27 protein-coding genes and 1 tRNA gene are annotated in these 24006 nt (G+C 63.9%); 23 read left to right on the top strand and 5 right to left on the bottom strand.

Going from position 1 to position 24006, the window contains the following annotated elements; all coding sequences use genetic code 11:
• The first annotated feature begins 123 nt into the window (after positions 1 to 123).
• The 17 genes from YP76_RS26605 (at position 124) to YP76_RS26610 (ending at position 8909) form a co-directional block, all read left to right on the top strand.
• Positions 124 to 837, top strand: coding sequence for a S24 family peptidase (locus YP76_RS26605; RefSeq protein ID WP_052757377.1), 714 nt, complete (start codon positions 124 to 126; stop codon positions 835 to 837).
• A 195-nt stretch (positions 838 to 1032) separates the two neighbouring features.
• Entirely contained in the window at positions 1033 to 1413 is a 381-nt protein-coding gene (locus YP76_RS10075; RefSeq protein WP_046763470.1) for a hypothetical protein, read from the top strand.
• 25 nt (positions 1414 to 1438) lie between these two features.
• Positions 1439 to 1774 (top strand): hypothetical protein, encoded by a 336-nt coding sequence (locus YP76_RS10080; RefSeq protein ID WP_157035743.1) that lies wholly within the window; start codon positions 1439 to 1441, stop codon positions 1772 to 1774.
• 1 nt (position 1775) lies between these two features.
• Positions 1776 to 2444: a hypothetical protein gene (locus YP76_RS10085; protein ID WP_046763472.1), complete on the top strand. Its 669-nt coding sequence runs from the start codon at positions 1776 to 1778 to the stop codon at positions 2442 to 2444.
• Entirely contained in the window at positions 2441 to 2791 is a 351-nt protein-coding gene (locus YP76_RS10090) for a hypothetical protein (RefSeq protein ID WP_046763473.1), read from the top strand. Before YP76_RS10085 ends, YP76_RS10090 begins: the two co-directional genes overlap by 4 nt.
• Positions 2788 to 3033, top strand: coding sequence for a hypothetical protein (locus YP76_RS10095; RefSeq protein WP_046763474.1), 246 nt, complete (start codon positions 2788 to 2790; stop codon positions 3031 to 3033). The genes YP76_RS10090 and YP76_RS10095 overlap by 4 nt, the downstream gene beginning before the upstream one ends.
• A complete protein-coding gene (locus YP76_RS10100) occupies positions 3030 to 3398 on the top strand; it encodes a hypothetical protein (RefSeq protein WP_046763475.1) in 369 nt (122 codons plus the stop codon). The genes YP76_RS10095 and YP76_RS10100 overlap by 4 nt, the downstream gene beginning before the upstream one ends.
• Positions 3395 to 4372 (top strand): hypothetical protein, encoded by a 978-nt coding sequence (locus tag YP76_RS10105; protein ID WP_046763476.1) that lies wholly within the window; start codon positions 3395 to 3397, stop codon positions 4370 to 4372. The genes YP76_RS10100 and YP76_RS10105 overlap by 4 nt, the downstream gene beginning before the upstream one ends.
• Entirely contained in the window at positions 4369 to 4797 is a 429-nt protein-coding gene (locus YP76_RS10110; RefSeq protein ID WP_046763477.1) for a hypothetical protein, read from the top strand. Before YP76_RS10105 ends, YP76_RS10110 begins: the two co-directional genes overlap by 4 nt.
• A 5-nt stretch (positions 4798 to 4802) precedes the next feature.
• Positions 4803 to 5072, top strand: coding sequence for a hypothetical protein (locus YP76_RS10115; RefSeq protein WP_157035744.1), 270 nt, complete (start codon positions 4803 to 4805; stop codon positions 5070 to 5072).
• Positions 5072 to 5347 (top strand): hypothetical protein, encoded by a 276-nt coding sequence (locus YP76_RS10120; protein ID WP_046763479.1) that lies wholly within the window; start codon positions 5072 to 5074, stop codon positions 5345 to 5347. Before YP76_RS10115 ends, YP76_RS10120 begins: the two co-directional genes overlap by 1 nt.
• Positions 5340 to 5663, top strand: coding sequence for a hypothetical protein (locus YP76_RS10125; RefSeq protein ID WP_046763480.1), 324 nt, complete (start codon positions 5340 to 5342; stop codon positions 5661 to 5663). Before YP76_RS10120 ends, YP76_RS10125 begins: the two co-directional genes overlap by 8 nt.
• On the top strand, positions 5660 to 6169 hold the full coding sequence (locus tag YP76_RS10130) for a hypothetical protein (RefSeq protein WP_046763481.1): 510 nt from the start codon (positions 5660 to 5662) through the stop codon (positions 6167 to 6169). The genes YP76_RS10125 and YP76_RS10130 overlap by 4 nt, the downstream gene beginning before the upstream one ends.
• Entirely contained in the window at positions 6166 to 6390 is a 225-nt protein-coding gene (locus tag YP76_RS10135) for a hypothetical protein (RefSeq protein ID WP_046763482.1), read from the top strand. Before YP76_RS10130 ends, YP76_RS10135 begins: the two co-directional genes overlap by 4 nt.
• On the top strand, positions 6387 to 6959 hold the full coding sequence (locus tag YP76_RS10140) for a hypothetical protein (protein ID WP_046763483.1): 573 nt from the start codon (positions 6387 to 6389) through the stop codon (positions 6957 to 6959). The genes YP76_RS10135 and YP76_RS10140 overlap by 4 nt, the downstream gene beginning before the upstream one ends.
• The gene (locus tag YP76_RS10145) at positions 6959 to 7399 is read left to right on the top strand and encodes a hypothetical protein (protein WP_046763484.1); all 441 of its coding nucleotides are present in this window, start codon (positions 6959 to 6961) and stop codon (positions 7397 to 7399) included. Before YP76_RS10140 ends, YP76_RS10145 begins: the two co-directional genes overlap by 1 nt.
• A gap of 154 nt (positions 7400 to 7553) precedes the next feature.
• On the top strand, positions 7554 to 8909 hold the full coding sequence (locus tag YP76_RS26610) for a tyrosine-type recombinase/integrase (protein WP_084733102.1): 1356 nt from the start codon (positions 7554 to 7556) through the stop codon (positions 8907 to 8909).
• Positions 8910 to 8925: 16 nt separating this feature from the next.
• On the opposite strand, the gene YP76_RS10160 is transcribed toward YP76_RS26610, so the two are convergent.
• A tRNA-Thr gene (locus YP76_RS10160) sits at positions 8926 to 9001 on the bottom strand.
• Between the two features lie 183 nt (positions 9002 to 9184).
• Here YP76_RS10160 and YP76_RS10165 point away from each other — a divergent pair.
• Both YP76_RS10165 and YP76_RS10170 read left to right on the top strand, forming a co-directional pair.
• Positions 9185 to 10459, top strand: a complete 1275-nt coding sequence (locus tag YP76_RS10165; protein WP_046763486.1) for a PAS domain-containing protein — start codon at positions 9185 to 9187, stop codon at positions 10457 to 10459.
• A gap of 274 nt (positions 10460 to 10733) precedes the next feature.
• On the top strand, positions 10734 to 15389 hold the full coding sequence (locus YP76_RS10170; RefSeq protein ID WP_046763487.1) for an NAD-glutamate dehydrogenase: 4656 nt from the start codon (positions 10734 to 10736) through the stop codon (positions 15387 to 15389).
• Positions 15390 to 15440: 51 nt separating this feature from the next.
• Here YP76_RS10170 and YP76_RS10175 read toward each other — a convergent pair whose 3' ends face one another.
• The gene (locus tag YP76_RS10175) at positions 15441 to 16412 is read right to left on the bottom strand and encodes an MlaA family lipoprotein (protein WP_046763488.1); all 972 of its coding nucleotides are present in this window, start codon (positions 16410 to 16412) and stop codon (positions 15441 to 15443) included.
• Between the two features lie 260 nt (positions 16413 to 16672).
• Between YP76_RS10175 and YP76_RS10180 the strand changes: the two genes are divergently transcribed.
• The 4 genes from YP76_RS10180 (at position 16673) to YP76_RS10195 (ending at position 19767) form a co-directional block, all read left to right on the top strand.
• Positions 16673 to 17329: a PepSY-associated TM helix domain-containing protein gene (locus tag YP76_RS10180; RefSeq protein WP_046763489.1), complete on the top strand. Its 657-nt coding sequence runs from the start codon at positions 16673 to 16675 to the stop codon at positions 17327 to 17329.
• Between the two features lie 16 nt (positions 17330 to 17345).
• Entirely contained in the window at positions 17346 to 17873 is a 528-nt protein-coding gene (locus YP76_RS10185) for a DUF2271 domain-containing protein (protein ID WP_046763490.1), read from the top strand.
• Positions 17874 to 17887: 14 nt separating this feature from the next.
• Positions 17888 to 18793 (top strand): DUF4198 domain-containing protein, encoded by a 906-nt coding sequence (locus YP76_RS10190; protein WP_046763491.1) that lies wholly within the window; start codon positions 17888 to 17890, stop codon positions 18791 to 18793.
• A 101-nt stretch (positions 18794 to 18894) separates the two neighbouring features.
• Complete coding sequence (locus YP76_RS10195; protein ID WP_046763492.1) at positions 18895 to 19767, top strand: FAD:protein FMN transferase; 873 nt, start codon at positions 18895 to 18897, stop codon at positions 19765 to 19767.
• Between the two features lie 275 nt (positions 19768 to 20042).
• Here the strand turns inward: YP76_RS10195 and YP76_RS10200 are convergent, their stop codons facing one another.
• From YP76_RS10200 to YP76_RS10210, 3 genes are read right to left on the bottom strand one after another with little or no spacing between them, the layout of a single operon-like run.
• Positions 20043 to 20726 (bottom strand): Fe2+-dependent dioxygenase, encoded by a 684-nt coding sequence (locus YP76_RS10200; protein WP_046763493.1) that lies wholly within the window; start codon positions 20724 to 20726, stop codon positions 20043 to 20045.
• Positions 20720 to 21481 (bottom strand): tetratricopeptide repeat protein, encoded by a 762-nt coding sequence (locus tag YP76_RS10205; RefSeq protein ID WP_046763494.1) that lies wholly within the window; start codon positions 21479 to 21481, stop codon positions 20720 to 20722. The genes YP76_RS10200 and YP76_RS10205 overlap by 7 nt, the downstream gene beginning before the upstream one ends.
• Positions 21482 to 21485: 4 nt before the next feature.
• Complete coding sequence (locus YP76_RS10210; RefSeq protein WP_046763495.1) at positions 21486 to 23987, bottom strand: TonB-dependent receptor; 2502 nt, start codon at positions 23985 to 23987, stop codon at positions 21486 to 21488.
• Between the last annotated feature and the right edge of the window lie 19 nt (positions 23988 to 24006).

The raw sequence follows: 24006 nt of genomic DNA on the forward strand, positions 1-24006 counted from the left end.
GATTTCTTCTTTCAGAGGGTCAGTCATTAACCCCATTGATAGGTGTGTTTTGAAACACTTTCCAGTCAAAAGTGTGGAATATCACCATCTAGCGCGAAAGGCGGCTTTTTGACACACGACCTTATGAGCACCGGCACCGAACGAGCGATTGACATCCTGAAGGACCGCCTGGCTGCGGCGATCAAGCATCGGAACACAAACCCGAAGGCTCTCGCGAAAACCGCTGGTGTGGGCGAAACCGTTGTTCGTGACATCCTCCAAAAGGACACGCAGGATGTGCGCCTCGGCACTGTCGAGAAATTGGCCAAGGCTCTAGGTCTTTCCGTGGGCGACCTATTGCCAGATGCATTCGGGCGAGCAGCGTTGGTGCTTGTGGAGGGCGCAGAACCATCGACGTCCCGGTATCGCGGCGACGATGATGAAAGCGACGACGTTGAAATCGAGCAGTGGGACATTGCCTACGGGATGGGTGGCGGCACCTACCTCGACCTTCCCGTCACGGGCGAGCGGCACAAGTTCTCTTTATCCTGGCTGCGGCAGTTCACGAATGCTCCGCCCGACAAGGTTGTTCTGGCCACCGGCACCGGCGACTCTATGACGCCCACCATCCTCGACAGCGACATGGTGATGATCGACACGTCGCAACGCGAAGTTCGGATGGCCGACAAGATATGGGCCGCCGCGTATGGCCAAACCGGGATCATCAAGCGCTTGCGGCCGATGCCCGACGGCAGCGTGAAGATACTCTCAGACAACCCCAACGTGCCGCCCGAAACCGCCTATGACGGGGAATTGCACGTGGTCGGCAGAATCGTTGCGATCATTCGGAAGACCTGATCTCGGACGGAGTGTGTTAAAAAACACTTTATGCGCTTGACAGGGTGGTATTCCACACCGCATATATGCCTCATCACCTGATCGCCCACGGGCCGAAAACGGTGATGAAGGCAGGAGCGCGCTGGCGTCCGTAGTTTTCCCGAAAGGGAGCAGGGCAAGGCATCTCCTGTCACTTTGACACAGGAGACCCCGACTATGCCTGACGGCAACCAGTCGCGGAGCGATAGCGCTCCGCGAGAAGCGACCCCGCGTCTTGCTATTCCGACCTTGGCGGATCTCCGCGTAATGGAAGGGTTTGCTCCCTTCGAGAGCGCAGATGCGGATGAATTTTCAGACCAAGGCTTCGCGCTGCTTAACCTCCTGAGCGCGAGTTTTCACAACAGTTGCGCGATGGGTCCGGCCGGGATCGAGCGTGGCGGGCTTTTTCACGAAAATCTCATCCAGACTAGGCGTCACGACATAATCGCCCAGGCGCTCGACGGGATCACCACCCTCTTTGCGCTGAGTGTCCATTTTAACGACGTCCATCGCGCCGAGCAGTCGAACGCCGAACTGGATCGCCGGGAGGGCCGCTGAGATGGACGTGCCATTTCCCGACCGTATGTCGTCGGCCGAGCGGGCGCAGCCGAACATCAACTATGATGTCACGCAGCCGCGTTGCGCCACCTGCCAGTTCTGGGCGCCCGATACGTTCAGGCTGGAGAAGGGGACGAACGATCCTTCCTTCGGCTTTGGGGCATGCCGTCGGCGCCCGCCTCAGATCATCGATGCGCTTGCTCGGGTCAATATCAACCCGCCTCGGCCAGGCATGCACCTCGACAATGACGAAGTATTCAGCGTCGACGACGCCTTCGATTCCACGATGTTCCCGGTCACTTTCTACACCTCTTGGTGTGGAGAATTTGAGTGGCTTCCTGAACTTTCGGAAAGGGCCTGACATGCTCTCCAGCACCATCGTTCGTGGCGATACCGCCTTCCCTCTTCCCCCAGTTCCCGCTGGCACCAGCCTTGAACTGGCGAAGCACTACACGCTCATGGCCCGGTCCTTTGCGTCGGATGACACCGACCAGTGGCAGCATTCGAAGCAAGCTATCCGAGACTTTCGCCCGAATTGTGGCGCTGATCTCGCCACGAAACTTATTGCGGCGCTTCATGAGATGGCCCCATTTCTGACCAACGGCAGCACAGGCGATGCCGCCATTAACCCCGGCGAGTTTCCGACTGACCTCGCCTTCCAGATGATAGCCGTTGCGGTCAACGATGCTCTGCATATGGACACGCGCAGCGAATGGAACCGACGCCTCGCTGCCTTCGATGAGGCGCGGGCTGCTGACATCGCCCACGCCAAGCTGCACGGCATCGACTGGGGCTTACCCAAAGAGCAACTGGAAGCGGGATACGCGATGGCCTCGAAAGAGGTGCTGGAGGAAGACGATCGCCTCGGAGATGTCGCGGGCGAAGCGGAAGATTCCTTGATGGAATGGCCGGCACCGGACGCCACCGCGTTCGCCCTCAAGGTGCTTCTCGCCCATGGCCGGATGATCGACCGGTATGATGACATCGTCTTGGCCGAAGCGAAGCACTTTAGCGGAAGGGCCAGCCGATGACCATTTTCACACGTACCCGCCCGCGCGCGATGCTGGTCGCCCAGACTGACCAAAACATCATCGCCGCATGGAAGTCCTTCGCTGGTCGCCAGTGGGCAAAGCTCAACAGCGATGATCCAGAGAACGATACTGTCACGATCGTCGATACCCCTGCGGAGACCTTGGCAGGGGTGATCGCCAAGCTGCGCATGCTCATGTTCACGCAAACCGCGATTCCCCTGATCGAGGCGACGGCGCTTGGTGCCACGATCCCTGGCTTTGATGAGTCTATTCGCGGTGAAGACTATCTGACCGAACTGGTCTGGTCCGCGATCAAGGACCTTGAGGCGATGGAGGCGCGGTCATGACCGCGACCATCTTGCGCTTGGTCGTTAATAATCCCGGCGACAGCGAGATCGAAGAAGCGCGCCGCGTTTGTCATCGCCTCACTGCTGTCGACCGCGACCCCGCCACCCGTTCAGGCACGAAACTGGTCGCCCCAGGCTGCATCCTTGGGTGCGAACCCTGCTTTCGCGCCTGCGCTGTCAACCGGATCAAGCTGAACTGGTGGATGGCGGAACTCTCCTCTTTGCTGGAGGCGCAGCCATGAGCTGGATCATAATCAAGTACTCGCATCCGCTCGACCAGATTTGGTCGAAGGCGATGGCCGAGGTCGATGACGCGCAAGACGCTATCGATGCCCTACCCGATGGTTACTCCGATGAGGAAATCGACGCGCTGGTCGACAAGCACTCGACTGCGGCGCAGGCGATTCTGGCCCTCCCCGCCCGGAACGTTGCGGACTGCATTTACAAGCTCGACCTGACAGGCCCGCTGGACGGCGGTCAGATCGTATGGGCTGACCGCGACGCCATCACAAACGAGGCCTTGACGCTGATCGACGCCGCCGTCGCGCGCGGCGCGAAGCTTAAGGCCCGGCTCAACCCAGAGATTCTGGAGGGCATTGCAATATGATCCGCGCCCTCAACTATACACCGAAGGCCATCGAAAGCCTGCGGTCTCATCCCTGCCCCGGTGCGCCGGGCGTACGGCAGGGCATGGATTACCTTATCAGAAAGTTGGAGCAGGCGGAGGTATTCGTCCTGCCCGACAACGGCCAACTGATGGACAGGGCAAAGCCACGCGCCGATCTCCCCGGCATGGCGCTCAAACCGCCGTTCGAAGTCGTGGCGCTGGAATATTCAGCGCTGAACGGGGTGCCGTGCGGCGGAGAGTATAATGCCGAAACTGCCTCGCGTCGCATATCCTTGGCCTGGGAATGGCGCGACGATCTTCCGCCCTTGCTGGCGGCCATCGCGCCGCCGATTGATGAGCCGGGCGTCGTTATCGCATCGATTACCTACTTTGATCGGCAGAACCTGTGGATGCCTATCGCTGGCGCGGCTTTCGTGCCCTTCGATGGCGGCCCGGCTCCGGCCGACGCGGTCAATCTCGACTTTGTTAAGGCCATGGTCGCTGATCGGCGCGTCACGCGAAAATCGGCTGAAACCGGAATGTCTTTGGGCTTTATTCCGATAATGCCCGAAGCCGTCATGGCGGGCGCTCAGCGCCAGGGCATCGACAAGGTACTCAACGACATTTCAGCCGATGTTATGGATGAGGTTTGCGCCTACATCGACCTCTGTCATGTCCTGCTCTGCAAGAATGTGCGGGCGGAACGTCAGCCAGCATCGGCCGCCCTGAATAGGGCGCGCAACAAGTCCCGGCCGCCTCTCAGGGATTTTCATATCCTGACGATCGACGGTCATGGTGAAGGCGAGGGAAGCGGAGAAGCCTTCTCCGGTCCGCGCAATGGACCCCGCTCGCACCTGCGGCGCGGTCATATCCGCCGCCTCGATGCGAGCCGCGTCACCTGGGTCAATGCGACCATGGTTCGCGGGCGCGGCGGCTTTGTCGACAAAGCCTACTCGGTTGGAGCCAGATCATGACCGTTGAAACGAAGCGCGCATATAGCGCCGACGAGACACAGGCCTATGAGCGCTACATCAGCGCCGTGGCGAACCATAATATCGTCTGCGCCCGCGCTGGCGCGACGACCAGGGAGAAGATGGACGCCGCTTTTGCCGCCGACGCAGCTTACCGGGAGTTCTGCCGAACCGCTGGCCTTGTGATCGGACAGGCTACCCGGCCGTCAACGGGCAACGACGTGGTCAAGCGGCTGGAGCGCGAGATGTGCACTCTGACGGAGACCGTCCGCACCGCCTATTCAATGATCCACGCCGCCAACGGCATGGGCGTGATTGAGAACCGACCGGCCGACATAGATCAGTGGGATCACGATGTATGCGTCTGCCTATTCACCGATGCGCAGACCGTGCTGCGCCGGGCACTTGAGCGGGCCGACTCGCTATGAGCGGCATGACGATCACACATCGCGACCAGTTCGCGTTCATGGCGTGGCGCCGCAATCCGGAGCGTGATCCTCGCTTCCGGCTCCAGACCGAAGACGAGGCGCTGGCGGAAGCCGAGCGCCTGGCGCGGCAGCGCCCCGGCTCAACCTACATCGTCATGCGCGAGATCGCCCGCGTGACCTTCGATTCAGTTCCAGCCGCGCATGCCCCTGCGGCTGGTGGAGCCGGGCGGCGTTTGTCCCCCCTGCCGTCCGGCTCCAAAGGGGGTGCACGCTGATGGCTACCGCACGATACGAAGCGGAACTGGCTTCAATCGCCAGCGCAGCGGATCGGCGCGGATTCGCATGGTTCTTCCGCTGGGCTGAGCTTGGCAACGACCTTGGCAACGACGAGGGAGGCGCGCTGCGGTTGACGCACCAGGGCGACGAGGAATCGCTCGCCATGGTCAAAGAGCTTCAAAGCGATCCTCTTCTCGCCCACGCGGTCGGACGCGCCTTCCTCGACTATCTCCGGTGGGATCACGCAACCAATCCGGGAGACGGAGATGCCTGACCTGTTCGGCTATCCAGACAGTCCAGGCGCAAAGGCCCGTGAAACGTCGTTTCAGGCGGCGGATGAGATCGCGGACAAGGCTCCCATCCTTCGCGCCCGATGCCTCAAGGTACTGGAGCATTCCAACGGCCTGACCGCCGACGAGGTAGCGGGGCGGCTGGGCTTGTCGATCCTGTCCGTCCGGCCGCGCATCACCGAACTGGCCCGCGACGGAAAGGTCCGCGACAGCGGCCATCGGCGGCACAACGCCAGCGGCAAGCGGGCGATCGTATGGATGCCGGTCAACCCAGCACGGCTGAAAGGAGGTAGACGATGACGAACGCTCGCAGCCCTCGCCCGTGGACGAGGCACTTCGGCCTCCCTCAAATCCCCGTGGTTATCGTAAACCCGAAAGCGTTCGTCCAGATCAAGGAAGACGGCGTTCGCGGCCGATGCCGCGTCGTCCAAGCCGATGAAGTTGATTGGGAGCGGGTCACCCATTGGAGATGGGGTGATTCAGGCAGGCCTCAGAGTGATCCAGACAAAATGACGTTGCAGGACTGCGTTGAAGAGCGCCGTCGGATTGATGCGGATAGAACCCGCATTGAAGCCGAACTGTTGGTTGCTAAGCGCCGTCAGGATGATGACGCGATCCGCGACCTTGGTCATCGCATACAGGCGCTGAACCAGCAGGCGGCAGAGCTAAAATTGCGGCGGCATGCATTGGTGACGCAGGCAAATGTAGATGCCTACAAGCGTGCGGCGCAGGAGATATTGCCACCCGACCTTCTCCGCAAATTGTATGACCGCGCAAACGCGATCCAGCAGGAGATGACGAAATGAGCGAGGACGATCTTGACGATCTCGCCATGACACTCGCTCAGGACGTGGTGGGCACGACCGGCGATCCGGGCACCGCTGCGGCGGTGCTCTATCAAGCGTCCGTCGCGGTACTGTTCGCCCATTTCCCTGCCGAGCAGATCGCAGCCGCGTTGAAGGACATCATGGAGATTGCCCACGCCGACGTGGCCGAAGCCTTGGGCGAAGGAGCGACAGTGCAATGACGAACCTTCTCGACCTTGCCCAGCGGCTCGATGACTGTTGGCTCGACATCGTCGCGCCCGACGACAAAGCGGCCAGCTTCGCCCGTTGCGCCAATCTTATGCAGGAGGCGGCGACGCTCCTACGGTCCCATGGAATCCCAAGGGACATCAGCACAGCGCCGCCGGGTGACGGCTGGATATTGGGCTATGATCCGAGCATTGCCGAGCCGGGCCGCTCGCCTTGGGTTCCGATGACTCGCGGCGATGGCGGCTGGTATGACGACGGCGTTGATGTTTATCAGCCGACAATGTGGGTGCCGCTCCCCGATCCCCAGCCGGAGCCTTCAGGCTGGCGGCCAGCGGAAGGTCATATTGAGATCGCGGCCGGTATGCTCCAGGGAAGGCCGGTCTTCATCGCATCCATCATCAAGCCAGACGGCACGCAGGATATTCCCCGCGACTGTCGGCTGGCGAACACGGCCGAGGGCATCAGAGCAGAAGGCTTGTCATGGGCAAGCGACCTTAACCTGCCTGTCGTGGATATGATCGACGCCAATGTGGTGCCTTTCCGCCTGGGGGATCAGCAGTGATGATGATCCTGACCCGCCTCGACGCATGGCTGGGCATGAACCTGTTTCACCCGCCCATCATCCTGCTCTGCCAGCTAACCCGACAGACGCAATATGCCATGTATCGGGCGCTGTGGTTCTTCGCCTGCTGCCATGCAACCTATTACGCGAAGGATGACGGGTGGGGCTGGGCGGCGTTCTTGTGGCTCTGGACGATTATCACCTTCATCAGCGCTGCGTTTACCCCCGATGTTCCGACGCAATCCTTCGGGCTGTTTCGGTTCTTTGTCTGGTCGATGTTGGTGATCGATCTCATCGGCATCGCCTCCGGCGGCGCGCTTCATTCCCTTGCCATCCGGAATCTCATCATCCTGTTTGCGGAGTATGCCGCGACCATCAAGGCGATACCGCCGCGCCGGAAGCGCGAGCGGCGCACCAGCGCGAAGGAGGCCCGCGCTTGAACTCTGGCCCCTTCACCGAAATCACCGATCTCTTGGAGCGCGCGGCCCGAAATGGGACACGGGCCCACCTTAACCACGATCTCGTTCGCGCGCTGATCGCATCCGAGGCATATTCGCTTCTTCTGGCAGACAGGAAGAAGGAGATAATTTCAACATGGCAGGACAACGAAGAAGCGTTGCCCCGGCCGGGCGTACGCAACTCGGGCAGTTCTGGCTCTGGTATCGCGGCGACCGAGATGACTGGTGCATCTGCTGGTACGATGACGGCGGACCAGACGGCGTCCGTCGGACTGGCCGCAAGTCGACAGGCATCGGCGGCGGTAGCCCAGATAACCCACCGAAAGAAGCGCAAGACGCCTTAGCCGAGCATTATCTCGCATCTCAGCAGCCGGCTCAAAAGGCGATCGATGTCGCCTACGTAGAGGGCATCATGGCTGATTGGCTGCTGAAGCACGCCCAGCCCAATCTTTCGGACCCTGTGCGATATGCCAATTCGGTGGCGCACTGGATTGAGTTTTTTGCCGACGAGCGCCGCGCCGGACGCCTGACCGGGCCGCCCACGGTTGCCGACATCAACACTGCTCTGGTTCAACGCTTTCAGGCGTGGCGTATCGCGGCTGGGGTCAGCCCCCATACCGCCAGCCGGGACACGGCTGCTCTACGCCAGCCGCTCAATTGGGCTTGGAAGAATAACATGATCGCTTCGGCGCCATTCGTGCCGGACATCAAGGACAAGCCCGGCCCGAAGGAGCTTGTCTATACCGTCGACCAGATCGCGGCGCTGCTGGACGCGGCGCGTGCGGAACCTGACCGCGAGCATATCGCTATGCTGGTCATGATCGCACTCAGCACCCATGGGCGCATGCAGGCGATTCTCGAGCTAACCACGGACCAGATCCAAGGTAACCTGATCTACTTCAATGCGCCGGGCAGGAAGCAGACGAAGAAGCGCCGATCCATCGTGCCGATCGCGCCGACCCTCGCCCCCTGGCTGGAGGACCTTCCGGACGGCAAGGTGATCCAGTGGAAGAAGCCCAAGCGCAGCGCGGCTACCGGCAAAATCGAATATGAACTGCTGCCGGCGGGCAGCGTGAAAAAATCGTTCGAGAAATGCCTACTTGCTGCGGGCATCAGCGCCGTGGAGACGGATGATGACGGCGAACCTGTCTGGTTGCCGCCTCGCCAGAAGCTGGGCGAGACCGCTTGGCGTCCCAAGCTGGTCGGGCTCGGTTCGCCCAACACCCTGCGCCACACCATCTCGACGGAACTGCATCGCAGGGGCGTCCCTGAGGCTCAGATCGACACGGCGGCCGGGCACAGCGGCGATTCGACCAACAAGCGCCACTACCGCCACCTGAGGCCCGATTACCTCGAGGATTTCATCGAAGCGGTCGAGGATCTGTGGAGCGAAGTCGGCAAGCTGACGACAGCCCATTTGCGATACCAGCGCGATACCAAAGTGGTTGATATGGGTGCCGCTCGGACCAAGCGGAAGCCCAAAAACGGCTGAAAACATAGGGCTTTGATGGTGCCGCTTACGTGACTCGAACACGTGACCCTCGCATTACGAATGCGATGCTCTACCAACTGAGCTAAAGCGGCGTTGGGGCGGCCAGATAACAGTGCTTGGGGCGAAGGACAAGCGCTCAATTCCACTTTCCGCGCCTCTCCCTTGTCGAACCGTATCGGATCATCATTCCTCTCCCGTCTTTACGGCATGTTTACCATCCCGTGTCACTGTCGAGTCTCGAAGGTAAAGCTTTGCCTGGGCTAGGGACTGATTGGATGGACATTCTGCGCGGATATGGAATCGCCAGTGAAGCGGACGATTTCGAGTCCGCGGACGACGCAGCGATCGAAACGCCGCCCCTCATCGGATCGGATGAGCGCCGGATGCAGGTGCGCGCCTATAATTATTGGGCATCGCTGCTGGGCGAGCGCGGCCTGCCCTCGATCGAGGACCTTTCGCCCGAGGACCTGGAGGATTTCGGCCCCTACAGCGTCCTGCTGGACTTCAGCACCGGCCTTGAAAATCCCGCCCTCGTCTATCTCGGCTCCGCCCTGCGCGAGGAATGCGAGATCAGCGGGCCGATCCAGTTCATCAACGACGTCCCCTCGCGCTCGCTGCTGTCGCGGCTGACCGACCATTATCTCCAGATCATCGCCAATGCCGCGCCGATCGGCTTCGAGGCCGGCTTCGTCAACCAGCGCGGCGCGGAAATCCTGTATCGCGGCATATTGATGCCCTTCTCCTCCAACGACGAGACGATCGATTTCGTCTTCGGCGTCATCAATTGGAAGGAAGTCGCAGCCACCGACGTCAGCGCGGAAATCGACCGGGAGGTCGAGGAAGCGCTGCGCACCGCACCCAGCGCGCCGCCGGTCGCCCCGATCTGGGCCGACGGCCCGGCCGCCGACGACGAATTCGGCACGCTCGACCTGTCGGGGATGGAAACGCCCGACGAGGACGCACCGCTGGCCGACTGGCTGGCGCTTGCCCGCGACAGCGCGGAACAGGCCCGCACCAGCGAGGCGCGCAGCCATGCCGCACTCTATCGCGCCATCGGCCTTTCCTACGATTTCGCGCTGGTGACGATTGCCCGGCCGGATGAATATGCCGAACTGCTCGCGAACAGCGGGCTGAAGGTTCAGGCGCGCGCGCCGATGACCGCCGTGGTCAAGCTCGTCTTCGGCTCCGCCTATGACAAGACGCGGATCACCGAATATGCGACCGCGCTGGACCATGCCCGCGCGAAAGGCATCGCGCTCGGCAGCTTCGGCGATTATCTCGCCCACTATGAGGGCGGCCTCAAGGCCCTGGTCCGCGACGAACGCGCCCAGCGCCGCAGCGACGATCCGGCCAGGCCCGACCGGCAACAGACCGCCCGCGCCGCAATGAAGGCCGCCGCCGCGCTCGATCCCTTCGCCGTCGCCACCGACGGGGACGGCCTGGCCGTCGTGATCGCCCGCCGGGAAAAGGACGGCTCGCTCGTGCTGGTCGGCGCCCTGCCCGAGGGATCGGAACTCAGCCAGCGCGCCATCATCGCCGCTGCCAATTGATCCGTCCTTTATCGGTTGAAACGGCCCTGCTGCATTGACAGATACGTATCGAAGGCCGATTCCTCGTCTCCATTCCCTTGCATGCTGTTCCGCCATGCTGCGCCGCGTCATAATATTTCAATTTAGCGTAACTTTATTTCCTATCCTGGGTTGAGCCTCCGGACGCAGTGGCGCATAGTGGACGGCATAGGTTGGAGAAGGCCCGTGGCGGTTCCCCGGCGCCTTCTCCGTTCACAGGAAGCGGGGACGGACCCCGCAAGGAAGAGGCAAGCGCATGACGGCACTGGCGGAGCCAAAGGAACTCGACATCTCCATTCGCGACGCGCTGGAAACGGCGCTGGCCCGGGGCGCCCTGCCCGGCGAGAGCGAGGGTTTCGATCATGATGCGGTCCTGGATGCCGCCGCCTTCCTCGCCCGCACCGCCGGCGCCCGCAGGCCCGGTCATGTCGCCATCGCCATGGAAACGCTGGGCGAAGGGATCAGCGGGCGTTTCATGCGGATCGCCATCATCAATGACGACATGCCCTTCCTGGTGGATTCGATCGCCAATGCGCTCACCGCCGGCGGCATCATCATCCACCGCCTGCTGCATCCGGTGCTGTCGGTCGAACGGGACGGCAACGGCCATCTGAAGGCGATATTGGAGGATGATGCCGCCGGGGCCCGGCGGGAATCGATGATCTATATCGAGGCGGACCGTGTTGATGCGAAGGCCCGCCATGCGCTCACCAAGGCGCTGGAGGATACGCTGGAGGATGTCCGCGCCGCCGTTACCGACTGGCCGAAGATGCGCGAGGCGATGGGCAATGATGCCGACACCGTCACCGATGAGGAAGGCGCGGCGCTGCTGCGCTGGTTCCTGGCCCGTCATTTCACGCAGGTCGGCCATGAACGCCGCCGCCGCGACGGCAAGGCGGATGCGCGCATCGGCATCTGCGCGCTGAAGGATCAGGCATTGCTGGCGCCCGCCTCGCTGGAGGCGGCCTTCACCTGGTTCGAGGAAGGCAAGCGCACACCGCTGATCATCAAGTCCAACCGCCTCTCGCGCGTCCATCGCCCGGTGCTGCTGGACCTCATCATCATACCGGTGCGCGAGGGCAAGCGGGTCACGGCCCTGTCCATCCATGCAGGCATGTGGACCAGCGCGGGGCTGGCGACGACGCCGGACAAGGTGCCGTTGCTGCGTTCGGCACTCTCCGCGCTGATGGACAAGTTCAACTTCGACCCGCACGGCCATGCGGGCAAGGTGTTGACCCATGCGCTGACCGCCCTGCCCCACGACATATTGATCGGCTTCGACCGGGAGACGCTGGAACGGCTTGTGCTGACCTTCATGTCGCTCACCGATCGTCCGCGCCCGAAACTGGTGCTGGGAACGAGCGCGCTCAACCGCCACCTCTATGCCTTCGCCTGGCTGCCGCGCGAGGAACTGACCACGGCGCGGCGCGTCGCGGTGCAGGACATGCTGGCCCAGGCCGCCAATGGTCCGGTGCTCAGTTGGTCGATCGCCCTGGAGGAAAGCGGTCTCGCCCTGCTGCGCATCACGCTCGACCTGCGCGGCGAAGGGGTGGTGCCCGACGAACAGCCGCTCGACCGGCAGTTGAAGCAGATGGTGCGCGGCTGGCTCCCCGCCGTGGAGGAGGCGCTGGCGGAAACCGAGGAAGCGGGCCGCGCCGCCGCCCTCGCCCAGCGTTTCGCGGCCGGTTTCCCCATGGGCTATCGCAACGGCGCTGGCCCGGCCGAGGCGGCGATCGACATCCGTTTGCTGCACGGCCTGTCCGGTCCGGGCGACAAGTCGATCCGCATCTACCGCAACCAGGATGACACCCCCGCACGGTTGCGCCTCAAACTCTACAGCCATGACGCCATCGCCCTATCCGAAGTCGTCCCGGCCTTCGAGAATTTCGGCTTCCGCGTGATCGAGGAGATGATGACCCCGGTGGATGGCGGCTCGCTGGGCCATGTCCAGCGTTTCGTCCTTGAACTGCCCGCGGGCGGCAATGCCGACACGGTGATCGCCCGCGCCGATGTCGTGACCGAAGCCATTGCGCAAGTCACCGAGGGGGTGGCGGAAAATGATCGCTTCAACGAACTGATCGTGACGGCGGGACTGGACCAGCGATCGGTGGTGCTGCTGCGCGCGCTGTTCCGCTATCTGCGCCAGACCGGCATGGCCTATGGCATGGCGACCTTTGCCGAAACGCTGCGGCGCGAACAAGGTATCGCGCGCCAGCTGATCGAACTGTTCGAGGCACTGCACGATCCGCAGGCGAAGGATGGCGCCGCCCGCGCCGCCGCCGCACAGCTGGAGATCGAGGCCGGGCTGGAGAAGGTCACGGCGATCGACGAGGATCGCGTGCTGCGCCTGCTGCGCGCCGTCATCACCGCGACGCTGCGCACCAATTTCTACAGCGATACCGCGCAGGAGGCGCTGGCCTTCAAGCTGGACAGCGCGCAGATTCCCGGGCTGCCCGCGCCGCTGCCCTGGCGCGAAATCTGGGTCTATTCGCCACGCGTGGAGGGTATCCATCTGCGCGCAGGGCCCGTGGCGCGCGGCGGCCTGCGCTGGTCCGACCGGCGCGACGACTTCCGCACCGAGATACTGGGTCTCATGAAGGCGCAGCGGGTGAAGAACGCCGTCATCGTGCCGACCGGCGCCAAGGGCGGCTTCTATCCCAAGCAGCTCCCCAACCCGCAGGTCGATCGCGACGCCTGGTTCGCGGAAGGGACCGAAAGCTACCGCATCTTCATCCGATCGCTGCTCTCGGTCACCGACAATATCGTCAAGGGCAAGGTCAGGCATCCGGCGCAGGTCGTCATCCATGACGGCGACGATCCCTATTTCGTCGTCGCCGCCGACAAGGGCACGGCGACCTTCTCCGACGTCGCCAATGCGATCGCGCTGGACCGCGATTTCTGGCTGGGCGACGCCTTCGCCAGCGGTGGCTCCAACGGTTACGACCATAAGGCCATGGGCATCACCGCCAAGGGTGCGTGGATCAGCGTGAAGCGCCACTTCGCGGAAATGGGCGTCGACGTGCAGAGCGCGCCGGTGCGCGTCGTCGGCTGCGGCGACATGTCGGGCGACGTGTTCGGCAACGGCATGCTGCTCAGCAAGGCGATCAAGTTGGTCGCCGCCTTCGACCACCGCCATATCTTCCTCGACCCCGATCCCGACCCGGCGAAATCGTGGGAGGAACGCAATCGCCTGTTCCAGCTCCCCCGCTCCAGCTGGGACGATTATGACAAGGCGCTGATCTCCAGGGGCGGCGGGGTCTTTGCCCGATCCCTGAAGAAAATCTCCCTCACCCCGGAGGTGCAGGCGATATTGGGCGTGACGGAGAGCGAGATGGAGCCGACCGCGCTCATCGCCGCGATCCTCAAAAGCCCCAACGACCTGCTCTGGTTCGGCGGCATCGGCACCTATGTGAAGGCCGCCGCGCAAAGCCATGGCGATGTCGGCGATCCGGCGAACGACCGGCTGCGCGTCAACGCCGAACAGTTGCGGGTCAAGGTGGTGGGTGAAGGCGCCAATCTGGGCACCACCCAGGCCGCGCGCATCGCCTTCTCGCTGCGGGGCGGACGGATCAACACCGACTTCATCGACAATAGCGCGGGCGTCGACTGCTCCGACAATGAGGTCAATATCAAGATCGCGCTCAACAAGGAAATGACCGAAGGGCGTCTATCCTTCGACGACCGCAACAAACTGCTGGTCAGCATGACCGACGCTGTGGCCGACATCGTGCTGGAGGATAACCGGCTGCAAGCGCTCGGCCTCTCCATTGCGGAGGCGGGCGGCGCGGCGGACCTTGCCAGCTATGTGCGCCTGATCGAAACCTTCGAGGAATCGGGCCGCCTCGACCGCCAGGTCGAGGGTCTGGCCGCCAACGACCAGTTGCTGCGGCGCGGACAGGATGGCCTGGGCCTCACCCGGCCCGAACTGGCCGTGCTGCTCTCCACCGCCAAGCTCGCGCTACAGGACGCGATCGAGCATGGCGACCTCAGCACCGATCCGTCGATGGGCAGCGAACTCGCCGCCGCCTTCCCGCCTGCGATGCGGAAGAAGGAAGCGGACGCCATCGCCGCCCATGCCCTCAGGAAGGAAATCATCGCCACCAAGGTCGCGAACCGCATCGTCAATCGCCTCGGCCTCATCCATCCGTTCGAGCTGGCGGAGGAAGAGGGCTGCTCGATGGCCGACCTGGCCAGCGCCTTCCTGATCGCGGAGCGGCTCTATGACATCCGCAAGCTGTGGGACGATATCGACGCGGCGGACATGTCCGAAGCGGCCCGCCTCGCCCTGTTCGGCGACATCGCCAGCGGCATGCGGGCCCAGATCGCGGACATATTGCGCAGCCTGCCCGCGGGCACGCTGCCCGACGCCGGGCACGCGATCCTGGCCAGCGGAGTCGGCAAGCTGGCGAAACAGGTCGACGACCTCCTCACCAGCGAGGCGCTGCGCCGTGTGAATGCCGTGACCGACGGACTCCTCTCGCTCGGCACGCCGCAGGACCTCACGCGCCGCGCCGCCGGCCTCTTCAAGCTGGACGGCGCGGTCGGCATCGCCGCGCTGGCAGGCCGCCTGTCGGTGGACGAAGTCGCCCTCACCCGCGCCTTCACCCATCTGGGCGAAGCGGTCGGCATCGACTGGGTCCAGTCGACCGCCGCGCGCATGGAACCGTCCGACCCATGGGAACGCCTGCTGATCTCCGGCGTCGCCCGCGACATGCAGCAGGTCCGACTCGACTTCCTGGCCCAGGGCAAGGGCAAGGACATCGCTCATCATGTCGAGGAATGGCTGAAGGCGAAGGGCGCCCGCATCCAGCAGTTCCGCACCCTCGTCCACCGCGCCAAGGCCGCCGCGACGCCCAACGTCGCCATGCTGGCGGAAATCGCCGGACAGGCGCGCGGGTTGCTGGGACGATGAAAAGCGCCCTCCTCCGTCCGCTTCCCGCGGACGGAGGAGGGGATGATGGGCCTATTGCGGCACGTCTGCCGTGCCGTCGATCACGTCCTGAGGCGTGATCTTGCCCAGCCCCGGCCCATAGACCGGCACCACGGGTTCGGCGGGCTTGCGTCCATGCAGCGCCTCGATCTCGGCCTCGCGCTGCTTCAGATACAGTTCGCGATAATAGGCATAGGGATTTTCCTCGTCGCGGATCTGCTGGATCGTCTCGTCGAACGCGGCCCGCTCGCCAAGCTGATTGAGGATCGTCGCCGGGATCACATATTTGGGCTGGTTGAACGGCTTGCCCACAGCGAAGGGCACGATCATCTTGTCAACCGTGTCGCCGATGATGTCGCGCAGCGTCGTCGGCCCGACGATCGGCAGATACATATAGGGTCCCGGCCCCACGCCATAATAGCCCAGTACATTGGCCAACCCGTTGGGCCGATGCGGCAGGAAGAAGGGCTTGCGCTTCGCCACGTCGAACAGCCCCGCCACGCCCAGGGAAGTGTTGACGGTGAAGCGCCCGACCGTCTCCATCGCCTTGCCGGGCTTCAGCTCCAGCATATAGGCCAGGAACACCACCGGCTCCTGCAAGTTGGAGAAGAAGTTGCGGAACCCCTTGCGCACCGGCTTGGGCAGACCCTTGTTATAGGCCTTGGCGACCGGCTCCACCACGGCCTTGTCGACCGACTGCACCGCCTCGAAACTCTTGAGGTTCAGTCGCTCCATCGGGTCGCCCGGCGCCGGCCCCGTCCGCCCGGTGACGACGATATCGCCCTGCCGCGCGACCGGGACCGTCGTCGCGTCCGCCGCACCCGGCAGGTTCGGCAGCACCGGCGGCGGGGGCACGACGATAACCGGAGCGGACGCGGCCTGGGGCGCCTCAGCCGGCGTTGCGACAGGTACGGCGGCGGACGGATGTTGCGGCTGCTGCGTGTCGGCCGCCTCCGTCTGCGCGCCCAGCATCATCATTCCAGCGGCGACGGCCGGCAACAGCATCTTTCAGTCCTTTGCGGAAAGTTCCCCTGCGAAACCATGACGGTTCCGTGTCACCCCCGTTTCCAATGGCGGCTAGTTGGGATGATGCCAACCGTCAAGTGCATGACGTCTCGGCTTGGCGCGAACCGCCGTTCGCCCGCCACGTTCCCGCCGCGCCCATACATTTTGTTACATTTTTTGCGGCAGCTCAGGTTTGCAATTGCGAGTCGTTCGCGTTATTCAACGCCCATCATCCACCTCCAGGACTTGTCCCGCTCCCGATGCACGCCCCCGTCCGCGCTCAAAATCCCAGGAAGAAGAGCGCCAAGGCCTTCTGGCTGAAGCAGCTCCACACCTGGCATTGGGTAAGCTCCGCCATCAGCCTGATCGGCCTGCTGCTGTTCGCCTTCACCGGCATCACGCTCAACCATGCGGCCGATGTCGAGGGTTCGCCACAAACCGTCACCCGATCGGGCACCCTTCCCCCCGCCCTGCTGAAACAGGTCGCGCCCGATGATGCTGGCGCCGATGCACCCGACGTCAAGAAGCCCCTGCCCGCCCCCGTGGCGGCATGGGTGGAAAAGGAAATGGCACAGAACGGCGCTGGCGTGGCGGAATGGTCGGCGGATGAGGTCTATCTCGCCCTCCCCCGCCCCGGCGGCGACGGCTGGGTGTCGATCGACCGGCACAGCGGCGCGGTGTCCAGCGAAGCGACCAGCCGGGGCTGGATCAGCTACCTGAACGACCTGCACAAGGGCCGCAATGCGGGCGATGTCTGGAAATGGTTCATCGACATCTTCGCCGTCGCCTGCTTCCTGTTCGCCCTGACCGGCCTGGTCCTGCTCTGGCTTCATTCCCGCAAGCGCCCCACCACCTGGCCGCTGGTCGCCATGGGCCTCGCCATTCCGGCGGTACTCGCCATCATCTTCATTCATTAAGGGGGATTTTCACCTCATGCAGATCAGCCACAAGATCGTCCTGACGGGTGCCGCCATGAGCGCGGCCGGCGCCATCGCCGCGCCCGCGACGGCGCAGACGCTGGACGTCACCCTCACCCTGCCGCGCCTGTCGGTGGCCGAATATCACCGCCCCTATGTGGCCGTCTGGCTGGAGAAGGAAGGCGCGCCCGCGCGCACGCTGACGATCCTCTACGATGTCGACAAGCGCAACAATGGCGGCGCCAAATGGCTGCGCGACGTGCGCATGTGGTGGCGTGCATCGGGCCGTTCGCTGACCCTGCCCGCCGACGGCGTGTCCGGCGCCACCCGTGCACCCGGCACCCATAAGCTGAGCTTCACCGCGGGCAAGGGCGGCATGCCCAATCTCACCCCCGGCAAATATACGGTCGTGGTGGAAGCCGCTCGCGAATCCGGCGGCCGAGAAGTCGTGCGCGTGCCGCTGAACGTGACCGCCGCAGGGGCCAAGGGCAGCGCGACGGGCCAGTTCGAACTGGGCGCCGTGAACGTCCTGCTGTCACGCTGAAAAGGGGAGAAGTCATGACCGGATTCCGCAAGCTGCTGCTGCTCGCCGCCACTGCTGCCATCACCGTGCCGCAAATGGCCGGCGCCGCGCGTCCCTGGCTGCTGCCTTCCGAAACTATGTTCGCGGGGTCAGGCAATGAATGGTTGACGGTCGATGCCGCCATTTCCAGCGATCTTTATTATTTCGACCATCCGGGCCAGGACTGGCAGCCGGTGGTGACCGCGCCCGACGGCAGCACCGCGGCGATCGAGAACCGCGCCGTCGGCAAGCTGCGCCAGACCTTCGACCTCGGCATCAAGGCGAAGGGCACATACAAGATCGCCGTCGTCAACGAGATGCTGATGGGCAACTACATGCTGAACGGCGAACGCAAGATGCTGCCGCGCGGCACCACCGCCGCGACGCTGGCAACGGCCGTGCCGCAGGGCGCGACCGACGTGCAGACGGCGACGGCGACGACCCGTATCGAAACCTTCGTGACGGCGGGCGAGCCGGATCGCATGGTCTTCGCCACGACCGGCAAGGGGCTGGAAATGATCCCCGTGACCCATCCCAACGACCTGGCCGTGGGCGAACCCGCGACCTTCCAGTTCCTGCTCAACGGCAAGCCCGCCGCCGGGCTGGACGTGGTCGCCGTTCCGGGCGGCATCCGCTACCGCGCCGACCTCAAGCAGATGGATGCGAAGACCGACGCGACAGGCAGGGTGAGCTTCACCTGGCCGGAAGCGGGCATGTACTGGGTCAGCATCAGTTCCGGCGGACGGCGCGGGCCGGGCGGCGAAGGCGGTCCCGCTGGTCCCGGCAACGGCGCATCCGGCGCCGGCGGTCCACAGGGCCAGAACAATCCCGAAGCGCCGCGTCCCATCGGCCCACCGCAGGACCGCGCGACCTATGCCATGACGGTCGAGGTACAGGGCTGATCGCCGCCCCCCTTCGCATCGCCATCCCGCCCGGCCTGTCGCCCGACCCGTTCGAAGGACGGAACGGGCTGGGCCGGATCAGCGACTTTGGCGGGCCGACCATGGGCACAAGCTGGTCGGCCCGCATCGTCGATGCCCCCCCCGGCAGTGCCGAGGCGATCGAGGCCGTCCTTTCCCGCGTCATCGCGCAGATGAGCAATTGGGAAGCGGCATCCGACATCAGCCGATTCAATGCCACGCCGCTCGGCCAGTGGACGACACTGCCGGACGACATGGCACGGGTGCTGCGTGCCGGGCTGGATGTCGCGCGGCTGTCGGGTGGCGCGTTCGATCCGGCGGTCGGCCGGATGGTCGCGCGATGGGGTTTCGGCCCCGGCGGCGTCACCGGCCTGTCCACCACGCCCCATCACCCCTCCCCCTGGACCGCCATAGAGCTGGACGATCGCCGCGCCCGCCGCACGGCAGATGTAACGCTCGACTTTTCCGGCATTGCCAAGGGTTTTGCCGTCGATGCCGTCGCGGCGGCGCTGCATGACCTCGGCGCCCGGCATTTCCTCGTGGAGATAGGCGGCGAATTGCGGGGACAGGGTGTGAAACCCGACCTCCAACCCTGGTGGGTCGATGTGGAGGCGCCTCCCCATCTGTCCCTGCCGACATTGCGCGTGGCGCTCTGCGGCCTGTCCGTCGCAACCTCGGGCGACTATCGCCGCTTCCGCGAGGAAGGCGGCATCCGCCTTTCCCACAGCATCGATCCGGCCACCGGTGCGCCCATCGCCAACGCCGTCGCCTCGGTCACGGTACTGCACGAAAGCGCGATGTTGGCCGACGCCTGGGCGACCGCGATCACCGTCCTGGGCGCCGATCGCGGCATGACGCTCGCCACCCGCCACGGCCTCGCTGCAATGCTGATCCGGCGAACGGCATCAGGCGGTCAGGAATATATGACACCGACGCTGGCCGCGATGCTGGAATGACCGCATGTCCTCCCTCGCGGTCATCCAAAGCTTCAGCCGCCCGGACCAGAGGATAGGTGACCCAATGGCAACAGGGGCCCCGAAATCCATCCTATTTCTCCACAGCAGGCGGATTTACCTGTCCTATTTCGCGCCCACCGGCCTATCCCGCCTCGCTCTTTGAAACATCCGATCGATCACGCCCTCGCGCCTACGCGCGCCCAGGCACGCGCGCGCATATGGTGTGAACTTCGGCGTGAAAATGGCCGAAATCCAAGTGATCAGGCTTCCCGCGATCAGGCGTCGGCCCAGCGCCGCAGCAGATTGTGATACACCCCGGTCAACCGGATCACCTGCGCATTGTCATGCCCCAGATCGACCGCCAGCGCCTGGATGCTGCTGTCGAGGTCGAACAGCATCTGCCGCGCCGCATCGTCGCGCACCATGGATTGCAGCCAGAAGAAGCTCGCCACGCGCCGCCCGCGCGTCACCGGCTCCACCCTATGCAGCGAGGAGGACGGATAGAGCACCGCATGACCTGCGGGCAGCTTCACCCGCTGGACGCCGAAATTGGTCTCGATGGTCAGTTCACCGCCGTCATAGCTTTCCGGATCCTCCAGGAAGACGGTGATCGACAGGTCCGACCGCACGCGAAAACCCGTTCCCGCCTGAATTCGCACGGCATTGTCGACATGGGTGCCGAAGGCCTGCCCGCCCGCATAGCTGTTGAACAGCGGGGGAAAGACCTTGAGCGGCAGCGCGGCGGCAATGAACAAGGCCGACCGGCCGAGCGCATCCAGCACGATCTGCCCCGCCTGCTTCGCTTGCGGGGACTCCTCGGGCAATTGCAGGTTACGTTTGGCGAGCGCCGACTGATGGCCGGAGGTCACATTGCCGTCGACCCATTCCGCCGCATCGACCAGCGCCCGGACGCGGCCCAGCGTTTCACCATCGAGCAGGTCGGGAATGACGGTCAACATATCGGGGCCTCCTTGCCCAGCAGGACGGCAAGCCCCGCCTGCCGCATGATCGCATCGGACGAATGACGCAGATGGTCGGCCGCCTTGTCAAGGAAAGCGGGCGTCGCCGTTTCCCGTACCCGCCCAAGCCAGGACAACGCCTCATCCGTCGCGCCATCCTCGGCCAGCAGCCGGGCAAGGTTGAACTGCCCCCGAAAATCGCCGCTTTGGGCGGCGATCCGATAGTGTCGCAACGCCTCCTCCCTGTCGGGCGCAACAGCCCAGCCATCTTCATGGAAGCTGCCGATATAATTGGCCGCCTTGGCCCCGATCAGACCCGGATCGGACGCCGCCTTGCGGAACCAGTCCAGCGCCGCCTCATGCTCGTCCCGCAAGGCAAGCTGGGTGGCGTAATTGTACATCGCCTCGGCCAGTCCCCGACCGGCCGCGACGCGATAGCATTCCATCGCCCGGTCCGGATCGACGGCCACGCCCCAGCCCAGTTCATAGCAACGCCCGACCATGTTGAGCGCGAACATGTCATGGCTGGCGGCGGCCCGGTTGAACCAGCCGAAGGCGGCGCGTGGATCGGCAGGCAGTTCGATCCCATCCAGCAGCATCTGCCCCAGCAGGAGCTGCGCCTGCACCACGCCTCCCTCCGCCGCGATACGGATCAGCGCGGCGCGATCGCTCCCCGGCTCCGCCAGCCGCGCGGCGAGTGTGTCGGCACTCATCGCGCTCAATTCGGCCAGCGAAGGCAGGGATGGTTCGGTCATCGCATCAATATTTGATGCTGAGCGTCGCAAAGGCCGACCGGCCCGGTGCGAGCATCGCATAATGGTTGCTGTAGGCCTGGCTGAAATAGCTCTTGTCGGTCAGGTTCTGAACATTGACGGAAAGACCGATCTTCTCGTTGAAATCATAGCTCGCCCGGGCATCGAAGCGCCAGTAACTGGGAACGGAGCGGGCGATGGTCTTCGTAGCCGGACTGACCGTGACCGCGCCCGCGCTGTTCTGCGTGGCTGTGCGGTTGTCCGCATAGCCGCCATAGACCCGGCTCATGTAGAAGGCGCCGCCGCCGACATTCAGCTTGGGCAGCACTTCCACATTGGTCCACAGCGAGAAGCTGTGTTTGGCGGTCTGCGGGAACTGGCGGCCGGTGTTGACCGATTCCACCAGAACGGTCTTGGCCGCCTGCCCCGGAACGGCCGCCGCGGTCAGCGCGGTGAAGCCGCCCTCGACGATCTTCGCGTCCATATAGGTGTAACCGCCAAAGACGCTCCACTTGGGCAGGATTTCGCCGTTGAAGCCGAATTCCACGCCCTTGATCAACCGTTCGCCAATGAACTGGATCGTGTTGTCGGCGCCGGTCACGCGGGCATTCTTGGTTTCCGTGCGGAACAGTGCGACGTTCAGCGACAGGCGCGAATGGAACAGGTCCGCCTTGGCGCCGATTTCATAGGATTTGGTGCGCTCGACCTTCAGCGTTTCCTCCGCAGCGGCCCGCAATGCGGCGATGGCGGTGGCGGTGTTCGCCGGGGTCGTGGTGGTGGCGATCGTGCCCAGCGAATTGCCCTCCTGCCCTTCGCCGATCAGGCTGTTGGGCGGCGTGGCCGAGGTTGCGTAGGAGGCATAGAGGCTGGTGTTCGCGGTCGGTTTGAACACCGCGCCCGCCTGCCAGTTGAACACGCCGTCGTCGCGGCTGACGGTCGGGGACACGCCGTTGATCACCGGCAACGTCACCTTCGAATGATAATCGTCATAACGCGCGCCCAGATTGACGATCAGCGATGGGCCGATGCTGATCGAATCGAAGGCGTAGATCGCCTTGGTATGGGCGTCGTTCTGCGTTTCCTGTCCCGGCGTGGTGCGGGTGATCGGGCCGGTGGCGGCATAGTTGCCGTTCACATAATTGACCCAGGGATCGGACGGGTTCGGGTTGAACAGGCTGGTGCAATCGAAGGTCGCGACCTGCGCCACGCTGCACGAGGGACCATTGGTGGTGCCGGTCGAAAAATGGCGCGTGGTCACATTATAGGTGCCGCGACGCGCCTTTTCCCAACTGAGTTCCGCACCGGCGGAGAAGCTGTGCTCGATCGCGCCGGTGTTGAACTTACCGAACAGATCGATCTGGTTTGTCAGCGTGTCGACCGCACCATAGCGGGTGTTGGCACGGCGCCAAACCTGACCGGTGTTGAAGACGTTGCCCTGGCTGTCATCGGGCTGGGTATAGATATAGGCTTGGTCGTTGCGGCTGTAGCGCGCCGTGTTGCGCAACGTCACGCCGCCGAAATCATGCTGCGCGCGGACGGTGAACTGATCCGTCTTGCTCTTGCGGAAGTCGCGATCCTTCAGGCCATAATAGGTGTCGCGGTCGACATGTCCCTTGGTGCCGTTGGCCAGGGTCACATCGCCGACGGCCGGCTGCGAAAAAGTGAAGCCGGTGGGCGCGTTGCACACGGTCGTTGAGCAGGCATAGGTGTAGGGAATGCCGCTGTCGGGCAGTTCATCCGTATCGAGATGATACCAGGAAAGCGTCAGTTGCGTCGGCGCATTCAGGCCGATGGTGAGCGAGGGCGCCACGCCCCAGCGCTTCTGCCAGATGGCGTCGCGTCCGGCCACATCCTGGTCATGCCACATGCCCGCCACGCGGAAGGCGATGGAATCCGTCAGCCGGTAATTCAGGTCCGCCGTGATCCGCTTATAGTCCGCGGTGCCATAGGACAGGTCCATGGCGGCGAAATCGCGGTCGCGGGGAAGCTTGGTGATGATGTTGAGCGATCCGCCCGCGCTGCCGCGCCCGCCCAGCGAACTGTCGGAACCGCGCACCACCTGGATCTGCTCGACGGCGAAGACTTCGCGCGACTGCGCGGAGCTGTCCCGCACACCATCGACATAGGTGCTGCCCTGGCTGTCGAAGCCACGGATGAACGGACGGTCGCCAATCGGATTGCCGCCCTCCGCCGCGCCGAAGGTGATGCCGGGCACGGTACGAAGCGCGTCGACCAGCGTGGCCGAGCCCGTATCCTTGATGACATTTTCGCTGACGATCGCAATCGAGCGGGGGGTATTGATCAGCGGCGCGGTCGCCTTGGGCGAAATAATGTCCTGATTATAGCGGCCATTGACGATGATCTGGCTGGCGTCCGCCTGTTGGTCGGCAGCCGCGCCAGACATGTCCTCCGCCCTGTCGACCGCCAGCGCAGGGCTCGAAACCAACGCCCCCACACACCCCAAGGCCAGGAAGGCCGGTGTCGTGCGGCGGCGATTGTCGTCTTGCATGGTGATGGAGCCCCTATTG

The organism is Sphingobium chungbukense (genome assembly GCF_001005725.1).
GTDB classification, from domain to species: Bacteria; Pseudomonadota; Alphaproteobacteria; order Sphingomonadales; family Sphingomonadaceae; genus Sphingobium; species Sphingobium chungbukense.

Excerpts from the sequence above, each read along its gene's own strand:
- YP76_RS26605 (WP_052757377.1), top strand. The coding sequence starts at position 124 with ATGAGCACCGGCACCGAACGAGCGATTGACATCCTGAAGGACCGCCTG.
- YP76_RS10075 (WP_046763470.1), top strand. The coding sequence starts at position 1,033 with ATGCCTGACGGCAACCAGTCGCGGAGCGATAGCGCTCCGCGAGAAGCG.
- YP76_RS10080 (WP_157035743.1), top strand. The coding sequence starts at position 1,439 with ATGTCGTCGGCCGAGCGGGCGCAGCCGAACATCAACTATGATGTCACG.
- YP76_RS10085 (WP_046763472.1), top strand. The coding sequence starts at position 1,776 with ATGCTCTCCAGCACCATCGTTCGTGGCGATACCGCCTTCCCTCTTCCC.
- YP76_RS10090 (WP_046763473.1), top strand. The coding sequence starts at position 2,441 with ATGACCATTTTCACACGTACCCGCCCGCGCGCGATGCTGGTCGCCCAG.
- YP76_RS10095 (WP_046763474.1), top strand. The coding sequence starts at position 2,788 with ATGACCGCGACCATCTTGCGCTTGGTCGTTAATAATCCCGGCGACAGC.
- YP76_RS10100 (WP_046763475.1), top strand. The coding sequence starts at position 3,030 with ATGAGCTGGATCATAATCAAGTACTCGCATCCGCTCGACCAGATTTGG.
- YP76_RS10105 (WP_046763476.1), top strand. The coding sequence starts at position 3,395 with ATGATCCGCGCCCTCAACTATACACCGAAGGCCATCGAAAGCCTGCGG.
- YP76_RS10110 (WP_046763477.1), top strand. The coding sequence starts at position 4,369 with ATGACCGTTGAAACGAAGCGCGCATATAGCGCCGACGAGACACAGGCC.
- YP76_RS10115 (WP_157035744.1), top strand. The coding sequence starts at position 4,803 with ATGACGATCACACATCGCGACCAGTTCGCGTTCATGGCGTGGCGCCGC.
- YP76_RS10120 (WP_046763479.1), top strand. The coding sequence starts at position 5,072 with ATGGCTACCGCACGATACGAAGCGGAACTGGCTTCAATCGCCAGCGCA.
- YP76_RS10125 (WP_046763480.1), top strand. The coding sequence starts at position 5,340 with ATGCCTGACCTGTTCGGCTATCCAGACAGTCCAGGCGCAAAGGCCCGT.
- YP76_RS10130 (WP_046763481.1), top strand. The coding sequence starts at position 5,660 with ATGACGAACGCTCGCAGCCCTCGCCCGTGGACGAGGCACTTCGGCCTC.
- YP76_RS10135 (WP_046763482.1), top strand. The coding sequence starts at position 6,166 with ATGAGCGAGGACGATCTTGACGATCTCGCCATGACACTCGCTCAGGAC.
- YP76_RS10140 (WP_046763483.1), top strand. The coding sequence starts at position 6,387 with ATGACGAACCTTCTCGACCTTGCCCAGCGGCTCGATGACTGTTGGCTC.
- YP76_RS10145 (WP_046763484.1), top strand. The coding sequence starts at position 6,959 with ATGATGATCCTGACCCGCCTCGACGCATGGCTGGGCATGAACCTGTTT.
- YP76_RS26610 (WP_084733102.1), top strand. The coding sequence starts at position 7,554 with ATGGCAGGACAACGAAGAAGCGTTGCCCCGGCCGGGCGTACGCAACTC.
- YP76_RS10165 (WP_046763486.1), top strand. The coding sequence starts at position 9,185 with ATGGACATTCTGCGCGGATATGGAATCGCCAGTGAAGCGGACGATTTC.
- YP76_RS10170 (WP_046763487.1), top strand. The coding sequence starts at position 10,734 with ATGACGGCACTGGCGGAGCCAAAGGAACTCGACATCTCCATTCGCGAC.
- YP76_RS10175 (WP_046763488.1), bottom strand. The coding sequence starts at position 16,412 with ATGCTGTTGCCGGCCGTCGCCGCTGGAATGATGATGCTGGGCGCGCAG.
- YP76_RS10180 (WP_046763489.1), top strand. The coding sequence starts at position 16,673 with ATGCACGCCCCCGTCCGCGCTCAAAATCCCAGGAAGAAGAGCGCCAAG.
- YP76_RS10185 (WP_046763490.1), top strand. The coding sequence starts at position 17,346 with ATGCAGATCAGCCACAAGATCGTCCTGACGGGTGCCGCCATGAGCGCG.
- YP76_RS10190 (WP_046763491.1), top strand. The coding sequence starts at position 17,888 with ATGACCGGATTCCGCAAGCTGCTGCTGCTCGCCGCCACTGCTGCCATC.
- YP76_RS10195 (WP_046763492.1), top strand. The coding sequence starts at position 18,895 with ATGGGCACAAGCTGGTCGGCCCGCATCGTCGATGCCCCCCCCGGCAGT.
- YP76_RS10200 (WP_046763493.1), bottom strand. The coding sequence starts at position 20,726 with ATGTTGACCGTCATTCCCGACCTGCTCGATGGTGAAACGCTGGGCCGC.
- YP76_RS10205 (WP_046763494.1), bottom strand. The coding sequence starts at position 21,481 with ATGACCGAACCATCCCTGCCTTCGCTGGCCGAATTGAGCGCGATGAGT.
- YP76_RS10210 (WP_046763495.1), bottom strand. The coding sequence starts at position 23,987 with ATGCAAGACGACAATCGCCGCCGCACGACACCGGCCTTCCTGGCCTTG.